This window comes from Agrococcus carbonis (assembly GCF_900104705.1).
Lineage (GTDB): Bacteria > Actinomycetota > Actinomycetes > Actinomycetales > Microbacteriaceae > Agrococcus > Agrococcus carbonis.
This window is the reverse complement of the sequence record NZ_LT629734.1, coordinates 1,140,075-1,159,326: the sequence shown is the minus strand read 5'-3', so window position 1 is coordinate 1,159,326 and position 19,252 is coordinate 1,140,075. Positions and strand designations below refer to the sequence as shown.

General features: G+C 73.3%; 17 protein-coding genes and 3 tRNA genes. 16 read left to right on the top strand and 4 right to left on the bottom strand.

Annotated elements, in window-relative coordinates; all coding sequences use genetic code 11:
• Positions 1–91: 91 nt before the first annotated feature.
• Both BLT67_RS13590 and BLT67_RS05605 read left to right on the top strand, forming a co-directional pair.
• Positions 92–385, top strand: coding sequence for a hypothetical protein (locus BLT67_RS13590; protein WP_197674437.1), 294 nt, complete (start codon positions 92–94; stop codon positions 383–385).
• Positions 385–1,593 carry a CapA family protein gene (locus BLT67_RS05605; RefSeq protein ID WP_157674204.1) on the top strand — a complete coding sequence of 403 codons (1,209 nt, stop codon included), beginning with the start codon at positions 385–387 and terminating at the stop codon, positions 1,591–1,593. Before BLT67_RS13590 ends, BLT67_RS05605 begins: the two co-directional genes overlap by 1 nt.
• A gap of 220 nt (positions 1,594–1,813) precedes the next feature.
• Here the strand turns inward: BLT67_RS05605 and pgm are convergent, their stop codons facing one another.
• Positions 1,814–3,460: a phosphoglucomutase (alpha-D-glucose-1,6-bisphosphate-dependent) gene (pgm, locus tag BLT67_RS05600; protein ID WP_092666099.1), complete on the bottom strand. Its 1,647-nt coding sequence runs from the start codon at positions 3,458–3,460 to the stop codon at positions 1,814–1,816.
• Between the two features lie 130 nt (positions 3,461–3,590).
• Here pgm and BLT67_RS05595 point away from each other — a divergent pair, with 130 nt between their 5' ends.
• The gene (locus BLT67_RS05595; RefSeq protein WP_231945599.1) at positions 3,591–4,970 is read left to right on the top strand and encodes a pyridoxal phosphate-dependent decarboxylase family protein; all 1,380 of its coding nucleotides are present in this window, start codon (positions 3,591–3,593) and stop codon (positions 4,968–4,970) included.
• Between the two features lie 49 nt (positions 4,971–5,019).
• Positions 5,020–5,955 carry a prephenate dehydratase gene (gene pheA, locus BLT67_RS05590; protein ID WP_092666097.1) on the top strand — a complete coding sequence of 312 codons (936 nt, stop codon included), beginning with the start codon at positions 5,020–5,022 and terminating at the stop codon, positions 5,953–5,955.
• 184 nt (positions 5,956–6,139) lie between these two features.
• Here the strand turns inward: pheA and BLT67_RS05585 are convergent, their stop codons facing one another.
• The gene (locus BLT67_RS05585) at positions 6,140–7,117 is read right to left on the bottom strand and encodes a diacylglycerol/lipid kinase family protein (RefSeq protein ID WP_092666096.1); all 978 of its coding nucleotides are present in this window, start codon (positions 7,115–7,117) and stop codon (positions 6,140–6,142) included.
• Positions 7,118–7,276: 159 nt separating this feature from the next.
• Here BLT67_RS05585 and serS point away from each other — a divergent pair, with 159 nt between their 5' ends.
• The 6 genes from serS (at position 7,277) to BLT67_RS05555 (ending at position 12,678) form a co-directional block, all read left to right on the top strand.
• On the top strand, positions 7,277–8,542 hold the full coding sequence (serS, locus tag BLT67_RS05580; RefSeq protein ID WP_092666095.1) for a serine--tRNA ligase: 1,266 nt from the start codon (positions 7,277–7,279) through the stop codon (positions 8,540–8,542).
• Positions 8,539–9,354 carry an HAD family hydrolase gene (locus tag BLT67_RS05575; protein ID WP_092666094.1) on the top strand — a complete coding sequence of 272 codons (816 nt, stop codon included), beginning with the start codon at positions 8,539–8,541 and terminating at the stop codon, positions 9,352–9,354. The genes serS and BLT67_RS05575 overlap by 4 nt, the downstream gene beginning before the upstream one ends.
• Positions 9,355–9,422: 68 nt before the next feature.
• Positions 9,423–9,507: transfer RNA gene (locus tag BLT67_RS05570), tRNA-Ser, on the top strand.
• 42 nt (positions 9,508–9,549) lie between these two features.
• Positions 9,550–10,812 (top strand): LCP family protein, encoded by a 1,263-nt coding sequence (locus tag BLT67_RS05565; protein ID WP_092666093.1) that lies wholly within the window; start codon positions 9,550–9,552, stop codon positions 10,810–10,812.
• Between the two features lie 111 nt (positions 10,813–10,923).
• A tRNA-Ser gene (locus BLT67_RS05560) sits at positions 10,924–11,012 on the top strand.
• Between the two features lie 142 nt (positions 11,013–11,154).
• Complete coding sequence (locus tag BLT67_RS05555) at positions 11,155–12,678, top strand: cell wall-binding repeat-containing protein (protein ID WP_092666092.1); 1,524 nt, start codon at positions 11,155–11,157, stop codon at positions 12,676–12,678.
• A gap of 39 nt (positions 12,679–12,717) precedes the next feature.
• Here BLT67_RS05555 and BLT67_RS05550 read toward each other — a convergent pair whose 3' ends face one another.
• Complete coding sequence (locus BLT67_RS05550) at positions 12,718–13,869, bottom strand: hypothetical protein (protein WP_157674202.1); 1,152 nt, start codon at positions 13,867–13,869, stop codon at positions 12,718–12,720.
• Between the two features lie 327 nt (positions 13,870–14,196).
• Here BLT67_RS05550 and BLT67_RS05545 point away from each other — a divergent pair, with 327 nt between their 5' ends.
• Entirely contained in the window at positions 14,197–14,400 is a 204-nt protein-coding gene (locus BLT67_RS05545; RefSeq protein ID WP_092666090.1) for a cold-shock protein, read from the top strand.
• Between the two features lie 83 nt (positions 14,401–14,483).
• Positions 14,484–14,556, top strand: a tRNA-Arg gene (locus BLT67_RS05540).
• Positions 14,557–14,642: 86 nt separating this feature from the next.
• Here the strand turns inward: BLT67_RS05540 and BLT67_RS05535 are convergent.
• Positions 14,643–16,331 (bottom strand): sensor histidine kinase, encoded by a 1,689-nt coding sequence (locus BLT67_RS05535; RefSeq protein ID WP_172801986.1) that lies wholly within the window; start codon positions 16,329–16,331, stop codon positions 14,643–14,645.
• Positions 16,332–16,477: 146 nt separating this feature from the next.
• Between BLT67_RS05535 and BLT67_RS05530 the strand changes: the two genes are divergently transcribed.
• From BLT67_RS05530 to BLT67_RS05515, 4 genes are all read left to right on the top strand, one after another.
• Positions 16,478–17,245 (top strand): universal stress protein, encoded by a 768-nt coding sequence (locus BLT67_RS05530; protein ID WP_092666088.1) that lies wholly within the window; start codon positions 16,478–16,480, stop codon positions 17,243–17,245.
• Between the two features lie 82 nt (positions 17,246–17,327).
• The gene (locus BLT67_RS05525) at positions 17,328–17,531 is read left to right on the top strand and encodes a hypothetical protein (protein ID WP_092666087.1); all 204 of its coding nucleotides are present in this window, start codon (positions 17,328–17,330) and stop codon (positions 17,529–17,531) included.
• Between the two features lie 69 nt (positions 17,532–17,600).
• Complete coding sequence (locus BLT67_RS05520; protein WP_092666086.1) at positions 17,601–18,245, top strand: response regulator; 645 nt, start codon at positions 17,601–17,603, stop codon at positions 18,243–18,245.
• Positions 18,246–18,289: 44 nt separating this feature from the next.
• Positions 18,290–19,123 carry a universal stress protein gene (locus BLT67_RS05515; RefSeq protein WP_092666085.1) on the top strand — a complete coding sequence of 278 codons (834 nt, stop codon included), beginning with the start codon at positions 18,290–18,292 and terminating at the stop codon, positions 19,121–19,123.
• Positions 19,124–19,252: the final 129 nt, after the last annotated feature.

Genomic DNA, 19,252 nt, shown 5'->3' with positions numbered 1-19,252 from the left:
CCGCTCGCCGCCGGTCGCCGCGCCCGGTCGCATCCGCCGCGTCGTCGCATCCGCCACGTCGCGGTCATCCGCCACGTCGTAGTCTGCCTGCATGGCGAAGATGGGCCGCAGCGGCGGCGGCTTCAAGGGCGGTGGCGGCGGCTTCCGCGGCGGCGGAGGCTCGCGCAGCTTCTTCGGCGGCGGCTCGCGCTCGGGCGGCGGCGGGTCGTTCGGCGGTGGCCGACGCAGCGGCTCGGGCGGCTCGAGCTGGTCGAGCTGGGGCGGCAGCTCGGGTTCACGGCGCTCCCGCAGCCGGTCGGGCGGCTCGAGCCAGGGAGACTGGCGCACGACGCTCATCGTCATCGCCGTGCTCGTCGTCATCTACATCATCATGAGCCAGTCGTGATGCGGCGCCCGCTCCTCGCCGCGCTCGCGGCCGCGCTGCTGCTGACCGGCTGCCAGCAGGGCGCGCTCGACCCGGCGCCCTCGGCCACCGGCAGCGCCACGCAGCCCACCCCATCCGCGACCCCGAGCCCGACGCCCGAGCCCGTGACGGTGTCGGTGAGCGCGATGGGCGACATGCTGCCGCACGACTCGGTGACGGCCGACGCCCGCCAGCCCGACGGCAGCTACGAGTACGGGCACTTCTTCGACGCCGCGCGGCCGATCTGGGCCGACAGCGACCTCGTCTACTGCAACCAGGAGGCGCCGAGCGGCGGCGTCGAGCTCGGCCTGACGTACTTCCCTGCGTTCAACGCCCCGGTCGAGTTCGCCGAGGGCCTCGCCGCGGCGGGCTGCAACACCATCGGCCTCGGCAACAACCACACCTTCGACCGCGGCCAGGAGGGCATCGACCGCACGCGCGCGGTGTGGGACGAGCTCGACCCGCTGCTCATCCACGGCGCCTTCCGCTCGGAGGAGGAGCAGGCCGAGGTGCCGACGACGCAGATCGCGGGCGCCGACGGCGGCGAGCTGACCGTCGCGTTCCTCAACTTCGTCGACCTGTCGAACACGCCCACGAACGACTACGCCGTGACGTGGCTCACCGACCCGCTCGTCGAGGAGCAGCTCGCCGAGGCCGAGCGCATCGCCGACGCCACGATCGTCGCCGTGCACTGGGGCGACGAGTACTCGCCGACCGTGAACGCGCGCCAGCGCGAGCAGGCGCAGCGGCTCGCCGACCTCGGCGCCGAGGTCATCCTCGGCACCCACCCGCACGTGCTGCAGACCGCCGAGTGGCTCGAGCGCGAGGACGGCACGCGCGCGTTCGTCTACTACTCGCTCGGCAACGCCCTCACGACGCAGATGGCGGTGCCGCGGGTCGTGAGCGCGGTCGCGCAGTTCGACCTCGTCGGCATGCCCGGCGGCCCCGTCGAGGTCGTCGACCCCGCCGCGGTGCCGCTCTACATGCACTTCGACCTGACGCCCACGCAGTTCGTCACGCAGGACTGGATCCACCGCCGCAACCTGCAGCTGCACCCGCTCGTCGACGCGGCCGAGCCCATCACGCGCTCGGCGTGGCGGAACGAGCTGACGGTCGAGTCGGGCGTGCAGCTCGTGACGGATGCGCTCGGCCCGCAGGTGCGCATCATCACGGACTCCTTCGCGCAGTAGTCGCCCGCTCGTCGAATCGCCCCCACCCTCGTCGAGCAGCGCCGTCGAGCCGTCCCCACGCTCGTCGAGTAACGCCGGAGGCGTGTATCGAGACGACGCTCGTCGATGATCTCGATACGCGCTTCGCGCTACTCGATCAGCGGCTGGGGGCGCTTCGCGCTACTCGATCAGCGGCTGGGGGCGCCGCGCGCTGCTCGATCAGCGGCTGGTTGCGCTGCCGCTACCCGGCGAGCGCCGCGTCGACGATCGCCTTCGCCTCCGCCTGCACCTGCCGCAGGTGGTCGGCGCCCGCGAACGACTCGGCGTAGATCTTGTAGACGTCCTCGGTGCCCGACGGGCGGGCGGCGAACCACGCGCGCTCGGTGACGACCTTGAGCCCGCCGATCGCGGCGCCGTTGCCGGGCGCCTCGGTCAGCCGAGCGACGATCGGGTCGCCCGCGAGCTCGGTCGCGGCGACCGCGTCGCCCGAGAGCTTCCCGAGCCGCGCCTTCTGCTCGCGCGTGGCCGGCGCATCCACCCGCTCGTACACCGGCGCGCCGAAGCGCGACGTGAGCTCGTCGTAGAGCTGCGACGGCGACTTGCCCGTCACCGCGCGGATCTCGGAGGCGAGCAGGCACAGCAGGATGCCGTCCTTGTCGGTCGTCCAGACCGTGCCGTCCAGCTGCAGGAACGACGCACCTGCCGACTCCTCGCCGCCGAACCCGACCGAGCCGTCGACGAGCCCGGGCACGAACCACTTGAAGCCCACCGGCACCTCCCAGAGCCGGCGATCCAGGGCATCCGCCACCCGGTCGATCATCGACGAGGAGACGAGCGTCTTGCCGATCGCCGCGTCGGCGCGCCAGTGCGGCCGGTGCGCGTAGAGGTACTCGATCGCGACGGCGAGGAAGTGGTTGGGGTTCATGAGCCCCCCGTCGGGCGTGACGATGCCGTGCCGATCGGCGTCGGCGTCGTTGCCCGTGAGGATGTCGAACTCGTCCTTGCGGGCGAGCACCGACGCCATCGCGTGCGGGCTCGAGCAGTCCATGCGGATCTTCTCGTCCCAGTCGAGCGTCATGAACGACCACGTCGGGTCGACCGCGGGGTTCGTGACGGTGAGGTCGATCCCGTAGCGCTCGGCGATCGCGCCGTAGTAGTCGACCGCCGCGCCGCCGAGCGGATCGGCGCCGATGCGGATGCCCGACGCGCGGATCGCGTCGAAGTCGATCGCCCGGCCGAGCGCGGCGACGTACTCCTCGCGGAAGTCATACAGGCCCACGCGCGAGTCGCTCGAGCCCTCGACCGCGACCCGCCGCACGCCCTCGAGCCCCGCTGCGATGAGCTCGTTCGCGCGCTTCGCGATCCAGCCCGTCGCGTCCGAATCGGCCGGCCCGCCGTGCGGCGGGTTGTACTTGAAGCCGCCGTCGCGCGGCGGGTTGTGGCTCGGGGTGACGACGATGCCGTCGGCGCGGCCCTCGTTCCCGGCGTCGTCGGATGCGTCGGCGTTGTGGGCGAGGATCGCGCGCGAGACCGCAGGCGTCGGCGTCACCGAGCCCCGCGCATCCGCCTGCACGCGCACCCCGTTGGCCACGAGGACCTCGAGCGCCGAGCGCTCGGCCGGCAGCGAGAGCGCGTGGGTGTCGCGGCCGATGAAGAGCGGCCCGGTGATGCCCTGCTCGGCGCGGTACTCGCAGATGGCCTGGGTGATCGCGAGGATGTGCGTCTCGTTGAACGCCGTGTCGAACGCGCTGCCACGGTGGCCGGAGGTGCCGAACGCGACCGCCTGGTCGGGGTTCGTGACGTCGGGCACGAGCTCGTAGTACGCCCGCTCGAGGGCGCTGACGTCGATGAGGTCGTGGGGCTGGGCGACGGTGCCTGCGCGAGTCATGGCTTCATCCAAGCACCGCGCCCTGGGCGGCGGCAGGTCGCGGCCGCGGATGGCGCCGATCTCGGCGGCCGCCGCGCACAGCGCAAGCGGCCCGTTGTCGCGGCCGAGCACCGGTGCCACACTGGCGCTCGTGGACGCACGCGATGGCGCGGACGACCGCGAGAGCGCGCTCGCGGCAGCGCACGAGGCGGCGCTCGAGTGGCTCCGCTCGCTCGACGAGCGGCCCGTGTGGCCGCGCGTCGGCCTCGACGAGATGCTCGAGGTCTTCGGCGGCCCGCTGCCCGAGCACAGCACCGACGCGACCGCCGTCGTGCGCCAGCTCGCCGACGGCGCGGGTCCGGGGCTCGTCGGCATCCCGGGCGGCCGCTTCTTCGGCTTCGTCATCGGAGCGACGCTGCCGGCGGCGCTCGCGGCTGACTGGCTCGTCTCCGCGTGGGATCAGAACTCCGGGTCGGCGATGCTCACGCCCACGACCGTCGCGCTTGAGCGCGTCGCCGGGCAGTGGATGCTCGACCTCTTCGGCCTGCCCGCGGGCGCGAGCGTCGGGTTCGTCACCGGTGGTCAGCTCGCCAACTTCGCGTGCCTGCTGACGGCGCGCAACGCCGTGCTCGCGCGCGCCGGCTGGGATCTCGCCGAGCAGGGGCTGCACGATGCGCCGCGGGTGCGCTTCGTCGTCGGCGCCGACCGGCACGGGTCGATCGACCGCGCCGCCCGGTTCCTCGGCATCGGTCGCGCCGAGTGGACGGTCGTCGAGGCCGACGACCAGGGGCGGATGCTCGCGAGCGGGCTCGAGCGCGCCCTCGACGCGGGAGAGGGCCCGGCCATCGTGTGCCTGCAGGCGGGAGAGGTGCACACCGGCGCCTTCGACGACTTCGGCGCGCTCATCCCCGTCGCGCACCGGCACGGCGCGTGGGTGCACGTCGACGGCGCCTTCGGGCTGTGGGCGGCGACGAGCCCGAGGCTGCGGCACCTGACCGCCGGCATGGCGGCGGCCGACTCGTGGGCGACGGATGCGCACAAGACGCTCAACGTGCCGTACGACTGCGGCATGGCGATCATCCGCGACCCCGCCGACTCGATCGCCGCGTTCCGCACCGGCGGCGACTACCTCGTCTACACGGGCCTCGACCCGTGGGATGTCACCCCCGAGCTCTCCCGCCGTGCGCGCGGCGTGCCTGCGTGGGCGGCGCTCCGCAGCCTCGGCCGAGCGGGGGTCGCCGAGCTCGTCGAGCGGTTGCACGCGAACGCGCGCGCGATGGCCGAGGGGCTCGGCGCGATCGACGGCGTCCGGGTGCTGAACGACGTCGACTACACGCAGGTGATGTTCCGGCTCGCCGACGACGCTGCGACGCGCGCCCTGGGCGCGGCGATCCTCGCCGAGGGCACCGCGGTCGTCACGGGCGCCGAGTGGCGCGGCCGGGCGGCGCTGCGCTGCTCGATGTCGTCGTGGGCGACGACGCCGGCCGACGTCGACCGCACGCTCGCGGCCGTCCGCTCCCTCGTCGGCTGAGCGTCGGGCGGACCGCGGCGGCGCACCCGCCGCGACCTAGGCTGGAGCCATGACCCAGCCCCGCGTCGTCACGTTCCTCGGCCCTCGCGGCACCTTCACCGAGGCCGCGCTCGAGCAGGTGCCGGGGCTCGAGCACGCCGAGCGCGTCCCGGTCGCGAACGTCGCGGAGGCGCTCACGGCAGTGGCCGAGGGGCGCAGCGACGCCGCGATGATCGCGATCGAGAACTCCATCGAGGGCGGCGTCACGGCGGCGCAGGATGCCCTCGCCGCGACCCCGGGCCTCCGCATCATCTCCGAGCACGTGGTGAGCGTGAACTTCTCGCTCGTCGCCCCCGTCGGCACCGCGCTCGACGACATCCGGGTGGTCGCCGCGCATCCGGTCGCGTGGGCGCAGTGCAGCGGCTGGCTGCAGCGGGAGCTGCCCGGCCGCGCGCACCTCCCCGCCGCCTCCAACGTCACCGCCGCGGCCGAGCTCGCCGACGGCCCCGCGCAGGCCGCCCTCTCGACGCCCACGATCGGGCACTGGGTCGAGGGGCTCGAGGTGCTCGCCGACCGGATCGGCGACAACCCGGATGCGGTGACGCGGTTCCTCTTCGTCGGCCGCGTCGCCGAGGTGGGCGAGCCCACCGGCGCCGACAAGACGAGCGTGGTCGTCGAGCTGCCGGCCGACAAGGCGGGCATGCTGCTCGACATGCTCGAGCAGTTCGCGACGCGCGGCGTCAACCTCTCGCTCATCCAGTCGCGACCGATCGGCGACCGGCTCGGTCGCTACCGCTTCGTGATGGACGCCGACGGGCACATCCGCGACGAGCGGGTGGCGGATGCGCTGCTCGGCCTCAAGCGCTTCAGCCCCCGCGTCGTGTTCCTCGGCTCGTACCCGCGCGCCGACGGCCAACGCATCGAGGTCGAGCGCCGCTACTCGAACGCCTCCTTCGAGGAGGCGCGCGACTGGCTGCGCGGCCTGCTCGCCGGCGAGCCCGAGTAGCCCCGCCCTTCGCTCGTCGAGCGTCCCTGTCGCTGGTCGAGTAGCCGCCGCAGGCGGCGTATCGAGACCCCGCCGCGACCCCCTTCGCCGGTCGAGCAGCCGCCGCAGGCGGCGTATCGAGACCACGCCGCTCCCTCTCGCCGGTCGAGCAGCCGCCGCACGCGGCGCATCGAGACCCCGCTGTCTAGACCGGCACACCGCCCTGCGCGCCGCGGTGCGGCACCCGCACGCGGAGCGCATCCTGCCGGATGCCTGCGCGCAGCGCGACGGCCTCACCGACCACGTCGCCGTCGACCTGCACGGCGCGCGGCTCGTCGAGCCTGGCATGCGTCTCCTTCGCCTGGCCGTAGCCGAGCGCCGCGCCCGTGCGCTGCCGCTTGAGGTGGCCGCGGCGGCGCAGCAGCTTCGTGACGAGCAGGTTGTTGCGCGCGACGTAGCCGGCGACCTGCAGCCAGCCGCGCGCGCCTCGCGGGCGGATGAGCGCGATGTCGAGCATGCCGTCGTCGATCACCGCATCGGGCAGCACGACGATGCCGTTCGTGACCGTGCCGCAGTTGCCGACGAGCATCGTGTTGACCGTCGAGCGCAGCGTGCGCCCCGCATCCATGCGCACCTGCACGCGCACCTTGTCGAGGCCCGAGATCACGCGGCCGGCGGCGTCGACGTAGGCGAGCCAGCCCACCTTCTTCTTGAGCTGCTCGTCGGTCTTGTCGATCATCTCGGCGTCGAGCCCGAAGCCGACCATGACCGCGAACGCGTGCTTCGTGCGCGTGCCGTCGGGCGCCTCGATCTCGAGCTCGCCCAGGTCGATCTCGCGCTCCTCGCCCTCGAAGGCCGTGCGCACCGCGTTCTTGAGGCTCGCGACGTCGATGCCGAGGTTGCGCGCGAGCAGGTTGCCGGTGCCTGCGGGGATGATCGCGAGCGGCACGGCGGTGCTCGTGATCTCGTCGGCCGCGACGCGCACCGTGCCGTCGCCGCCCGCGACGAGCAGCAGGTCGATGTCGGCCTCGAGCGCCGAGCGCACGGCCGCGCGGCCGGCGTCGTCGGCCGCCGTCTCGAACCAGACGGGCTCCGACCACTCGAGCGGCTGCGCCGACTCGACGGCGACCGCGAGCTCCTGCCGATCGATCTTCACCGGGTTGTAGACGATGCCTGCGCGCATGGGGGCACAGTACCGGCCGTCGCCTGTGCCGCGGCGAGCAGCGGCCGATGCCGCGCCCACGCCGCGGCGAGCGGCGGCCGACGCCGGGCCACGCCGCGGCGAGCCAGTGCCCGCGACGATCCTGGGTGGCTCCCCGCCGCCCGCTCGTAGACTGGGGGCGTGATCGATCCTCAGCTGCTGCGCGAGCAGCCCGACCTCGTGACGGCCAGCCAGGAGCGCCGCGGCGACCCGGTGTCGTACGTCGACGACGCGCTGGCCGCCGAGAGCGCCCGCCGCGCCGCCATCACCGAGTTCGAGCGCCTGCGCGCCGAGCAGAACGCCCACGCGAAGCTCGTCGGCCGGGCGAGCAAGGAGGAGCGCCCGGCGCTCATCGAGCAGGGCAAGGCGCTCGCGGGCGGCGTGAAGGAGGCGCAGGCCCGGGTGACCGAGGCCGAGGCGGCCTTCGACGCATCCGTCATGAGGCTCGGCAACCTCGTGCACCCCGACGTTCCGGCCGGCGGCGAGGAGAACTTCGTCACGCTCCTCGAGCACGGCGAGCAGCGCGCGTTCGACTTCGAGGCGCGCGATCACGTCGAGCTCGGCGAGAGCCTCAAGGCCTTCGACATCGCGCGCGGCGCGAAGGTCGCCGGCACGCGCTTCTACTACCTCACGGGCATCGGCATGCGGCTCGAGCTCGCGCTCATGCTGCTCGGGCTCGACCAGGTGCTCGGCGACGGCTTCACGCCGCTCACGACGCCCACGCTCGTGCGGCCCGAGATCATGCAGGGCACGGGCTTCCTCGGCGAGCACGCGAGCGAGGTCTACCACCTGCCCGCCGACGACCTCTACCTCACCGGCACGAGCGAGGTGGCGCTCGCGGGCTTCCACGCCGACGAGATCCTCGACCTCGAGGGCGGCCCCAAGCGCTACGCCGGCTGGTCGACCTGCTACCGCCGCGAGGCCGGGAGCGCCGGCCGCGACACCCGCGGCATCCTGCGGGTGCACCAGTTCAACAAGCTCGAGATGTTCTCGTACGTCAAGCCCGAGGACGCCGAGGTCGAGCACGACCGCATGCGCGCGCTGCAGGAGCGCATGCTGCAGGCGTGCGAGCTCGACTACCGCGTGATCGACGTCGCGGCGGGCGACCTGGGCTCCTCGGCATCCCGCAAGTTCGACATCGAGGCGTGGATCCCCTCGCAGCAGCAGTACCGCGAGCTCACCTCCACGTCGAACTGCACGACGTTCCAGTCGCGCCGCCTCGCCACCCGCTACCGCACCGAGAGCGGCAGGACGGCGCCGGTCGCGACGCTCAACGGCACCGCCGCGACGACGCGCTGGCTCGTCGCGATCCTCGAGACGCACCAGCGGGCCGACGGCTCGGTGCGCGTGCCCGAGGCGCTGCGCCCCTACCTCGGCGGCCTCGAGGTCATGGAGCCGGCGGCATGATCCGTCGGGCGGATCGGCTCCTCATCGCGCTCGACATCGACGGCACCGTCGTGCGCGAGGACGACTCGATGTCGCAGCGGGTGGCGGATGCGGTGCGCTCGGTCGCCGAGGCCGGTCACGACGTGGTGCTGGCCACGGGCCGCTCGAAGGCGACGACGGTCTCCACCGCGCAGCGCCTCGGCATCGAGCCGAGCCACCTCGTCTCCGCCAACGGCGCGCTCGTGCTCGAGCGCCGCAGCGCCGACCACTACGCGACGATCCACGTCGAGACCTTCGATCCGGCGCCGGCCCTGCGCACGATCGCGCAGGGCCTGCCGACCGGCTCGTTCATGGTCGAGGACGCCACGGGCCACCGTCGCTACACCGACGGCATGATCGACTGGAACCTCGACGAGGCCGAGGAGGTCGCGTTCGAGGAGCTGCTCGAGATCCCCGCGATGCGCGTCGTCGTGATGAGCCCCGACCACCAGGTCGACGAGTTCCTCGAGATCGTCGAGTCGATGGGCCTGCACAAGGTCTCCTACGCGATCGGCTACTCGTCGTGGCTCGACATCGCGCCCGACGGGGTCAACAAAGCCACGGGCCTCCAGCGGGTCGCCGACCTGCTCGGCTACTCGCGCGACCGCATCCTCGTCGTCGGCGACGGACGCAACGACATCGACATGTTCCAGTGGGCCGTCGCCGGGCAGGGCCGGGCGGTCGCGATGGGGCAGGCGCCCGACGAGGTGAAGGCCGCAGCGAGCGAGGTCACCGCCTCGGTCGAGCAGGACGGGCTGGCGATCGTGCTCGAAGGGCTGCTCGTCAGCGCCTGACGAGCGCTTGGCTGCGCGGCGTAGAATCCTCCGAGGCCCCCCACGCCCCAGCATGCGGTCGGGCCGATGGAGGGCTGTCCGAGCGGCCGATGGAGCCGGTCTTGAAAACCGGTGGGCAGCAATGCCTCGTGGGTTCGAATCCCACGCCCTCCGCAGCGGGCGATCGCCGATCGCCGAACCGCAGGAGGGACCGACATGGCAGCGCAGCGCACGCAGAGCGTCGTCGACACGTCGTCGATGGCGCCGCGCCACGGTCGGCTGCGGCGCCGCTCGGGCGTCGCGCACGTGCTGCGCTGGGTGGCGCTCGGTCTCTCGGTCGTGCTCATCGCCGCGATCGGCGTCGTCGGGGTCTCGCTGCTGCGCTTCTCGACGGGGCTGCAGACGGTCGACCTCGGCTCCGACGTGCCGCCCGCCCAAGCCGGCTTCGCGCCCTACGAGGGCGGGTTCACGATCCTGCTCGTCGGCTCCGACCAGCGCACGGGCCAGGGCGCTGAGTTCGGCGAGAATTCGTACGGCGAGGGGATGCTCAACGACGTCACGATGCTGCTGCACGTGAGCGACGACCACCAGCTGGCGCGCGTCGTCTCGTTCCCGCGCGACCTGATCGTCGACTTCCCGGCGTGCGAGGATCCGGAGACCGGCGAGACGCAGCCCGCCGTGACGGGCATCCAGTTCAACCAGGCGCTCAGCCGGGGCGGGCTCTCATGCGTCGCCGAGGTCGTCTCCGACATGACCGGCATGCCGGTGCCGTACGCGGCGATGATCACGTTCCAGGGCGTCATCAGCATGTCGAGCGCCGTCGGCGGCGTGCCGGTGTGCTTCGCCGGCCCGATCGACGACCGCTGGACGGGCCTCGAGATACCCGCGGCGGGCACCTACGAGCTCGAGGGTGCCCAGGCGCTCGCGTTCCTGCGCTCGCGCCACGGCGTCGGCGACGGCTCCGACCTCGCCCGCATCTCGTCGCAGCAGGTCTTCCTCTCGTCGCTCGTGCGCACGCTGCAGTCGGATGCGGTGCTCACCGACCTCACGAAGCTCTACGGCATCTCGCAGGTCGCGCTCGAGAACATGACGCTCTCGTCGGGCCTCGCAGACATCGGCACGATGGTGTCGATGGCGCGCGTGCTCGCCGACATCCCGCTCGAGACGATGCAGTTCGTCGTCTACCCGAACGCGCTCTCGGGCAACCGCGTGTACCCGATCGAGGACGCGGCCGAGGAGCTCATGCGCCGCATCCGGCTCGACCTCCCGATCGAGCTGGGCGAGGACTCGCTCGGCGTCGGCTCGACCCAGGAGACGCCGACGCCGACGCCGGAGCCCGGCGAGCCGCTGCCGACCGAGACGCCCGAGCCGACCGAGACGCCCGGCGCGACGCCGACTCCCACGCCCACGGACGGGCTCGAGGGCGTCGTCGGGCAGGATGCGTCGCAGGAGTCGTGCGTCGTCCCCTTCGGCGGCTGACGGCGCCCTCCGTCCCCTCGCGGGTCGAGGAGCGCGCCGGAGGCGCACGCGTCACGAGACCCTTCCGTCCCTTTGCTAGACTTGCCGCTGGCCTGTCGTCAGGCGGGCCACGGAGACGTCGCATAGTCCGGTCTAGTGCACCACCCTGCTAAGGTGGAGTCCCCAATAGGGGACCGAGGGTTCAAATCCCTCCGTCTCCACGCAGGCCCCGCCATCCTCGGATGCGGGGCCTTTCGTGTGCCGCGACACGCCTGCGAATACCGCATGTTTGCGCGAGCGCTGGTATGACACGCCGTGCACTTGTACCCTTGGTGCGTCACGAACCCAGATCGAGGTCCTCTCATGCGCTCGCGCCCCCTCGCCGTCCTCGTCGCTCTCGCTGCGGCCGTCGGCATCGTCCTCCCCATCGGTGCCACGGCATCCGCCGCCCCCGCCGCCGCCGCGCCGCTCGCCCAGGGCGTCGCCGTCGACCGCGACACCGCCGGTGAGCTCGCCGCGGTCTTCGACGCGATCAACGCGTTCCGCGCCACCGAGGACCTGCCGCCGCTGCGCTTCATGCCGGCGCTCCACACCGTCGCGCAGTCGTGGAGCTACGAGCTCGGCCAGACCGATCAGTTCAAGCACCGCACCGACTTCGCGTCGCGCTACCCCGCGGGCTCGACGCGCTCGGGCGAGATCATCGCGTGGCGCAGTGACATGCGCGCCGCCGAGCTCGTCACGCAGTGGATCAACTCGCCGGCCCACAAGGCCCACCTGCTCGGCGACTACACGGCCATGGGCATCGGGGTCGCCGAGGTGCGCGACTACCGCGGCTCGTCGCGGACCGCCCTGATCGGCACCGTGAACTTCGGCAAGTACGTGGGCTCGGCGCAGCCGACCACCTACGCGAACGTGCAGGAGTGGGTGCGCGCGGGCGGCCGCGTCGCCTCCCCGCCGCCGGCGCCGCTGCAGACGACCTTCGACCGCATCCCCGCACGCGACACGATGCAGGCCTCGGTCGAGCTGAGCGCGTCGTCGAGCGATGCGACCCAGGTCTCCGAGGTCTACCTCGCGCCCAGCCACGTCTTCTTCGAGGCGCTCACCGCTGCCCCCGCCGCGGCCCGCAATGACCGCGCGCTCCTGCTCGTCGATCCCGCCGGTCCCTCCTCGGCGGTCCTCGCCGAGCTGCGGCGGCTCAACCCCGCGACGGTGACCGCGGTCGGCACCGCGAGCGTGCTGAGCGAGGCGAGCCTGAGCGCGGTCCGCTCGGCGCTGCCCGCGGCGCAGGTCACGCGCGTCGCCGGCCGCGACGTCGCCGAGATCTCGGCGAACTTCGCCCGGCAGGAGTTCCCCGGCGCTCGATCCGCCTACATGGCCGCCGAGCGCAACCTCTCCGACGCGACTTCGGGCGCGTCCTCGGCCGCCGTCTCGGGCGTGCCGCTCGTCCTCACGCCCCGCGTCAACACGATGCCGGATGCGGTGCGCAGCTACTTCGCGCAGGCCCGCCTCTCCGAGCTCGTCATCGTCGGCGGCGCCCCGACGCTCGCGAAGGCGCACCAGGATCAGGTGCGTGCCGCGAGCTCGGGCACCGCGGTGCAGCTCGTGCGCGGCGCCGACCGCTTCCGCACCAACGCCGCGACGCTCCAGACCGCCTGGTCGGGCGCGCAGAGCACCGTCTACCTCGCGTCGGGCCTGCGCTTCGGGCACGCCGCGATCGGCAGCGCCGTCGCGACGGGTGTCGGCCCCGTCGTCCTCACGTCGATCGGCTGCGTGCCGCCGGCGCCGCATTCGTTCGCGAGCGCGGTGGATCCCGACCGCGTGGTCGCGCTCGGCCGCGAGTGGACCGTCAGCGACAACGCCGCGATGCTGGGCCGCTGCGCCCGATGACCGGCGCCGGCCGGTCGGCGGGCCCGTCCTGCCGGCCGGTCAGCCGTCGATGACGGCGTTCGGGTTCGCCGCCCGCGCGAGCGCGAGCGCGTCCGCCCGGCGCTGCTCGGCCTCGGCGCGCAGGGCGGACGCCTCCGCCTCGGCCGACTCGACCTCGGTGGCGCGGGCCGCGAGCTCACCGCGGTAGCGCTCGAGCTCCTCCCAGCGGTACTGCAGCGACGCCTCCCACGACATCGTCAGCTCGGCCCCGCCGGCCGGTCGCAGCGTCACCTCCCAGCGCGCCTGCTCCTCGGCCGGCGTCGCCTCGAACCGCGCGAGGTCCTCGCCGTAGGTGGCCGCGGCGGCGTCGTAGCCGCGGCGGTCCGCGTCGAGCTGCGCCCGGTCCCGCGCGGTGCGCGCGGCGGCGTCGTTCGCTGCCGACCATGCCGCGTCGGCCGCGGCGACAGCGTCGTCGACCACCGCATCCGCCCGCCGGTGCGCATCCACGAGCGCGAGCCGGTCGGTGAAGATCCTCGCGTAGCGCTCCTCGAGCTGCGCCGGGAACCCGCCCGCCACGGCGACCTGCGACCCGAGGTAGGCGAACTGCTCGTTCGCCCGGTTCGCCTCGTCGCCCGCGACCGACCACTCGATCTGCTCGTGCACGGGATCGCTCGCCGGCACCATGGCGGTCGCGTCCGCGACCAGGCGGTCGATCTGCGCGCGCTCCATCGGGCTGGCGCGCGCGTAGACGGCATGCAGCAGCTCGTGCGCCGCGATGGAGACCATCGAGCCGTGCAGGCGCTCGTCGTCGGGTCGGAGCACGAAGATGCGATCGGCGTCGCGGCTGAGCGCCTGGCCGACGAAGCATCCGCCGGTGAACAGGTCGGAAGCATCCGCGTCGCCGACGCCTGCGCACTCGACGGCGATCGCGTCGGCGTCGACGAGTCGCGGCCGGGCCGCGAAGAAGATCGAGCGGCCCTCGTCGGTCAGGAACATGGCGTCGGCGAGTGCGACGACCTCCGCGTCGGGCGCCGCGTCGGGCGGCGCGTCGGCAGCCGGCGTGCCGGAGGTCGGCTGCGGCGCCGCCGCGCTCGGCGCAGGGCCGGTGTCGTAGCCCCGCGGCGGCACGATGCCGCCCCACAGCGCCATCGCGCCCCCGAGCGCGACCGCGGCCAGCAGCGCTGCGGTGCCGACGGCGGTGCGGACAGGCATGCGGCGTCGCGAGCGCGACGGAACCGGCTCGAACGACGTCATCGGGCGCTCCCACGGTGCGGCGGCGGCCGTCGGCCGGCGCGCTGGGGGACGCGAGGTCGGCGGTGCCTGAGGCGTGCTCTCCGCGCGCGGGGCGCGGATGCGATGAGGCTATCCGAAGGCGGGCTGCGCCTGCGGTCGTGCGTCGGCGGTGCGCACCTGCGGGATCCGCAGGAAGTTTCTCAGCGAGCCGGGTGCTCGGGACGCTACGCTTGCGGCGGCGCAGAGTAGATCTTGCTCTGCGCTTCTGAACGCAGCTCCGGCTGCTTTGCATTGATTGAAGGAAATATGGCAACCGGCACCGTCAAGTGGTTCGACTCGGGCAAGGGCTTCGGCTTCATCGCGCCCGATGACGGCGGCAAGGATCTGTTCGCTCACTACAGCCAGATCCAGTCCAACGGCTTCAAGACCCTCGAAGAGGCTCAGGCAGTCGAGTTCGAGATCGTCGAGGGCAACAAGGGCCCGCAGGCAGCGAACATCCGCCCCCTGTGAGCCTGGTCGCGCCGCTCGCGGCGCGACTCGATTCGCGCTGACGGCCAGGGATCAGTTAGACTGATCCCTGGCCGTTTGGCCAAGCGCCCGTAGCTCAACGGATAGAGCATCTGACTACGGATCAGAAGGTTGGGGGTTCGAGTCCCTCCGGGCGCGCACTGTGTTGAGACAGTCAGAAGGCCACTTGCGAGAGCAGGTGGCCTTCGTGGTTCCCGGGAGCGACTCGCCGCCGGGCGACCGGCTCAGGTCGATCGTGCCGGTGCCGGCACCTGCGCCGTCCATCGCAGCGTCGCACCCCCGTCCAATCCCGATTCCAGCCGCGCGTCGCCGTCCCAGCGCCGTGCGCGGCGGCTCAGGTTGGCGAGGCCGCTCGTGTGCGCGAGCTCGCCGATGCCCACGCCGTCGTCGGTGATCTCGAGCGTCACCATCGCATCCTGCACCGCGAGCGAGACGCTCGTCCGGCGCGCGTGCGCGTGCTTCGCGGCGTTCGCGAGACCCTCCCTGATCGCGGCGAGCACGTCGTCGGCGAGGGCGCCCGTGATCGTCAGGTCGACCGGGCCGGAGAACCCGACGTGGGGTGGGAGCGGGAGCACGGGATCGAGCTCCGTGAGCAGGTCGAGCACTCGGTGCCGCAGCGTGGGGCTCTCGCCGCGCTGGGCGGTCAGGGCGAAGATCGAGGTGCGGATCGAGGCGATCGCACGGTCGAGCGACTCCACCTGCTCGACGAGCTGCTCGCGAGCCGCCGGCTCGTCGTCGAGGCGGCCGGCGATCGACTGCAGCTGGAGGCCGACGGCGAACAGCCGCTGGATGACGTGGTCGTGCAGGTCGGCGGCGATCCTGGCGCGCTCCTCGAGCAGCGCCAGCCGCTCGTGATCCGACCGGTTCGCCGCCAGCTCGAGCGCGACGCCGACCTGGCTCGCGAAGTCGGCGGCCATCTCGAGCTCGGCGGCTGAGAACTCGGCGCGCCCCGCATCCCGGCTCGCGCTGAGCACCGTCACGGGGCGCCCCGCGGTCGCGACGGACACCGCGAGGGTCGACCCGCGCTCGAACCGCACGTCCGCCGCAGCCATGGCCGCCATCGCAGGCTGGCCGCTCGCGATGACGCGGGCGCTCAGCGAGCCGCGACCGCTCAGCGTTTCGCCCTCGAGGCCCGCCGCTCGTCGTCCAGCGGCGGTCTCGATGCGCACCTCCTCGGCGGAGACGGGCCGCACGATGCACGCGAGATCCGCGGCGGCGAGCTCGAGCACCCGGTCGGCGACGAGCTGCAGCGGGTCGCCCTCGTGCTCGGAGAGGAGGGTGGCGGTGATCTCGGCGAGCGCCGCCGCCCACCGCTGGCGCCGCATGGATTCCTCGAACAGGCGCGCGTTGTCGATCGCGATGCCTGCAGTCGCGGCGAGCTCGCCGAGGAGCGCCTCGTCGTCCGCAGTGAAGGCGCCGGATGCGGCTTCGGTGAGGTAGACGTTGCCGAACACCTCGGCGCGCACCCGGATGGGCACGCCGAGGAAGCTCTCCATCGGCGGATGGTGCGGCGGGAACCCGATGGATCTCGGATCGCTGCCCAGGTGCGCGAGGCGGATGGGCCGCGGGTCGTCGATGATCGCGCCGAGCAGGCCGAGGCCCTTCGGGAGCTCGCCCATCCGGGCCGCGAGCGCCTCCGGGATGCCGACGTGGATGAAGCGCTCGAGGTGCCCGTCGGGCGCGATGACGCCGAGCGCCCCGTACTTCGCGCCGACGAGCTGCACCGCCGCCTCGACGATGCGCCGCAGCACCGCCTCGAGGTCGAGCTCCTCGACCATCGACTGGCTGACCCGCAGCAGCCGCCGCAGCCGCGCCTGCGAATCGTGCGGAGACTCGGTGAGGTCGGCCGCGGCGTGGACCAGCCCGTCGTCGCGCCCGGTCGAGAGCGCGGGGGGCTCCCGGCGCTCGGTCATCCGCATCTCGCCTTCACGTCGTTGCAGGTCGGGAGTATACGCCTGGGCCCTTCGGCCCTGCACCCCTCGCTCGCCGCTGTGAGCCTTGACCCATGGAGCGGGTCGCTTCGGTCGCCCCGCGAGGCTCCTGGGTGAGGGGGGATCGCGTGGGCGAGACCTTCGTGGGCGTCGACCGGGGCGCGTCGGCGTCGACCTCGTTGCGGTGGGCGGTGTCGCGAGCCGCGGCCCTCCGCGAGCGCGTGGTGCTCGTCCACGCGGCCGAGCACGCGGCCGACGCGGTGCGCGGCGAGCGCATCCTCGCCGAGGCGGAAGAGGCGGCCCGGCAGCAGTCGGCCGACGTGCGCTGCGAGACACGCCTGCTCGAGGGCAGCGTCATGCGCGCACTGGTCGCGCTCGGCCGGCCCGGCGATCTGCTCGTGATCGGCACCCGGAGGACCGGCTTCTTGCGAGGGCGCCTCATCGGCTCGCGCGGCGTGCTCGTCGCGATCGCGTCGCGGCGCTCCGTCGCGGTGCTCCCGGAGCACGATCGCCAGGGGCGGCGCGGGGTGCTCGCCGGCATCCCGCCCACCGGTGACCCGAGCGTGGCGGTCCGCGCAGCGGCCAGGGAGGCGCAGCGGCTCGGGGAGCCGCTCACCCTGCTGCTCGCGTCACCGCCGGCGGACGGCGCGAGCGAGGCCGGCTCCGCCGATGCGCTCGCGCGCGCACGGGCGGTGGCGACGGATGCGGGGGCGCCGCCGTCGATCGCGGCGCGCGCCGTGCGCAGACCGGTCGCCGAGGCGCTCCTGGATGCCGGGCGCTCGGCCTCGCTCGTGGTCCTCGGCGACTCCGGCCGCGGCCCCGTGGCCGGACCCGTCGTGCACGACGTGCTGATCAACATCACTGCGCCGGTGCTCATCGCGCGGGCGGATCGCTGACCGCTCCGCAGCGGGACCTTCGCCCCTGCAGCACGGGCCACCGGAGCGCACACTCGGCTTCGGCGAGACGGTGGAGGACGGCATGGGCGAGGATCGGCGGAGCGTGCGGGTGGTCGAGAAGGCGGGGCCGTGGGGCTTCTTCTTCCTGCTCGCGTACATCGGTGCCGCGATCTACTTCATCGCGCACTCCGACGGCAGCTTCTGGGCCGTGGTCCTCGGGCTGCTCCAGGCGGCCGTCTGGCCCGTCTTCTTCCTCTACCACCTGCTGGAGACGCTCGGCGTGTGAGCCGCGGGCTCGCCCTGGCACGCGGCGCAGCGCGGTGGTACCGTGCGGGCCACCCGCTCGGAGGCGCCGATGACCCGCATCTTCCTCGTCGACGACCACGAGATCGTGCGGCGAGGCGTCGCCGATCTCCTCGGCCGCGTCGACGGCTTCGAGGTCGTCGGCGAGGCCGACGGTGCGCGGCGCGCGCTCGTGCGGATCGCCGCTGCGCTGCCTGACGTCGCGCTGCTCGACATGCGGCTCCCCGACGGCGACGGCATCGACCTGTGCCGCGAGATCCGGTCTCGCCATCCGGAGGTGCGCTGCCTCGTGCTCACCGCCTTCGACGACGACGAGGCGATGCTGTCGGCGGTGCTCGCGGGGGCCGACGGCTACGTGCTCAAGAGCATCTCCGGCACGCGCCTCGTCGACGCCATCCGCGCCGTCGCGGCCGGCCGACCGCTGATGCCCCCAGCGATCGGGAAGCGGATCTTGGCCCGGAGCGACGCCGACGGCCGCGACGACCCGCGCTTCGGGTCGCTGCAGCTGCGGGAGCGCCAGGTGCTCGCGCTCATCGCCGAGGGGCTGACGAACCGGCAGATCGGCGCCCGTCTCGGGCTGGCGGAGAAGACCGTGAAGAACTACGTCTCCGGCCTGTTGCGCAAGCTCGGGCTCGAGCGCCGCACGCAAGCGGCCGTGTACGAGCTCGGCCGGAAGCACTCGGACGAGTCGATGTGACCTTCGGCCCGGTCGCCCGGCACGGGCCGGAGGAGCGTGGGGCCATGTTCAGCTCGATCATCGTCGGTTGGGACGGCTCGACCGCGTCGCAGGCAGCGCTCGACTGGGCGGCGACGATCGCCCTCGACCGACCGCTCGTGCTGCTGCACGCGATGGGCGGCACCCCGAAGGGCAGCGACTACCTCTCGGCGACGAGCGAGCGCTCGGCGCAGCGCGTCGGGCTCATGGAGGTGGCCGACGCGGTGCGGCTCGCCCACCCCGGCATCCGGGTCGAGACCGAGACGGTGCAGGGGGCGGCTCTCGACGAGCTCGGTCGGAGGCTCGCGGAGGACGCGCTCGTGGTCGTCGGCGGTCCGGATGCCGGCATCCGGAGCCCGTGGACCCTCGGCGCGCGGCTCGCGGGCCGGCCTGGGCGGCGCGCCGTGGCCGTCGTCCCGGTGGACGCCCCCGCCGTGCGCCCTTCGGCGCTCGTGGTCGGGATCGACGGCACCGCCGAGGCCCGCGCGGCGCTCGAGCTCGCGATCGCCGAGGCCGACGCGCTGGGCGCGAGCGTCCGCATCGTGCACGCGTGGGATGTGCCGGCCGGGTGGAGCCACGGCTTCGGCGAGTACCCCACGCAGGCCGACATCGACGTGCTCGAGGACATCCATCGCGAGCTGCTCGAGGATGCGGTCGAGTTCGCCGGCTCGCTCGGCGCTCGCGTCGAGAGCCGGCTCGAGATGGGGCCGGCAGCCGAGGTGCTGCGCCAGGAGGGCGACTCTGCGCTCGTCGTCGTCGCGAGCCACGCGGCGGGAGGCCTCGCGCGCTTCTTCCTGGGCTCGGTCAGCCATGACCTCGTGGTGCGGCCGAAGGGCCCCGTGCTCGTGCTCGGCACCTAGCCGGACACCGCATCCGCCGGACGTGCGCCGCCGGACGCGCCGCGGCCGCGGGCCGACTCGGGAGTCGACGCCGCGGCCGCGGGTGTCAGTGCTGATGTCACATGATGATGTCATCGTCGCCGGCGATGG

Excerpts from the sequence above, each read along its gene's own strand:
- BLT67_RS13590 (WP_197674437.1), top strand. The coding sequence starts at position 92 with ATGGCGAAGATGGGCCGCAGCGGCGGCGGCTTCAAGGGCGGTGGCGGC.
- BLT67_RS05545 (WP_092666090.1), top strand. The coding sequence starts at position 14,197 with ATGGCAACCGGCACCGTCAAGTGGTTCGACTCGGGCAAGGGCTTCGGC.
- BLT67_RS05575 (WP_092666094.1), top strand. The coding sequence starts at position 8,539 with ATGATCCGTCGGGCGGATCGGCTCCTCATCGCGCTCGACATCGACGGC.
- BLT67_RS05525 (WP_092666087.1), top strand. The coding sequence starts at position 17,328 with ATGGGCGAGGATCGGCGGAGCGTGCGGGTGGTCGAGAAGGCGGGGCCG.
- pgm (WP_092666099.1), bottom strand. The coding sequence starts at position 3,460 with ATGACTCGCGCAGGCACCGTCGCCCAGCCCCACGACCTCATCGACGTC.
- BLT67_RS05520 (WP_092666086.1), top strand. The coding sequence starts at position 17,601 with ATGACCCGCATCTTCCTCGTCGACGACCACGAGATCGTGCGGCGAGGC.
- BLT67_RS05585 (WP_092666096.1), bottom strand. The coding sequence starts at position 7,117 with ATGCGCGCAGGCATCGTCTACAACCCGGTGAAGATCGATCGGCAGGAG.
- BLT67_RS05515 (WP_092666085.1), top strand. The coding sequence starts at position 18,290 with ATGTTCAGCTCGATCATCGTCGGTTGGGACGGCTCGACCGCGTCGCAG.
- BLT67_RS05565 (WP_092666093.1), top strand. The coding sequence starts at position 9,550 with ATGGCAGCGCAGCGCACGCAGAGCGTCGTCGACACGTCGTCGATGGCG.
- BLT67_RS05535 (WP_172801986.1), bottom strand. The coding sequence starts at position 16,331 with ATGACCGAGCGCCGGGAGCCCCCCGCGCTCTCGACCGGGCGCGACGAC.
- BLT67_RS05550 (WP_157674202.1), bottom strand. The coding sequence starts at position 13,869 with ATGCCTGTCCGCACCGCCGTCGGCACCGCAGCGCTGCTGGCCGCGGTC.
- BLT67_RS05605 (WP_157674204.1), top strand. The coding sequence starts at position 385 with ATGCGGCGCCCGCTCCTCGCCGCGCTCGCGGCCGCGCTGCTGCTGACC.
- BLT67_RS05555 (WP_092666092.1), top strand. The coding sequence starts at position 11,155 with ATGCGCTCGCGCCCCCTCGCCGTCCTCGTCGCTCTCGCTGCGGCCGTC.
- pheA (WP_092666097.1), top strand. The coding sequence starts at position 5,020 with ATGACCCAGCCCCGCGTCGTCACGTTCCTCGGCCCTCGCGGCACCTTC.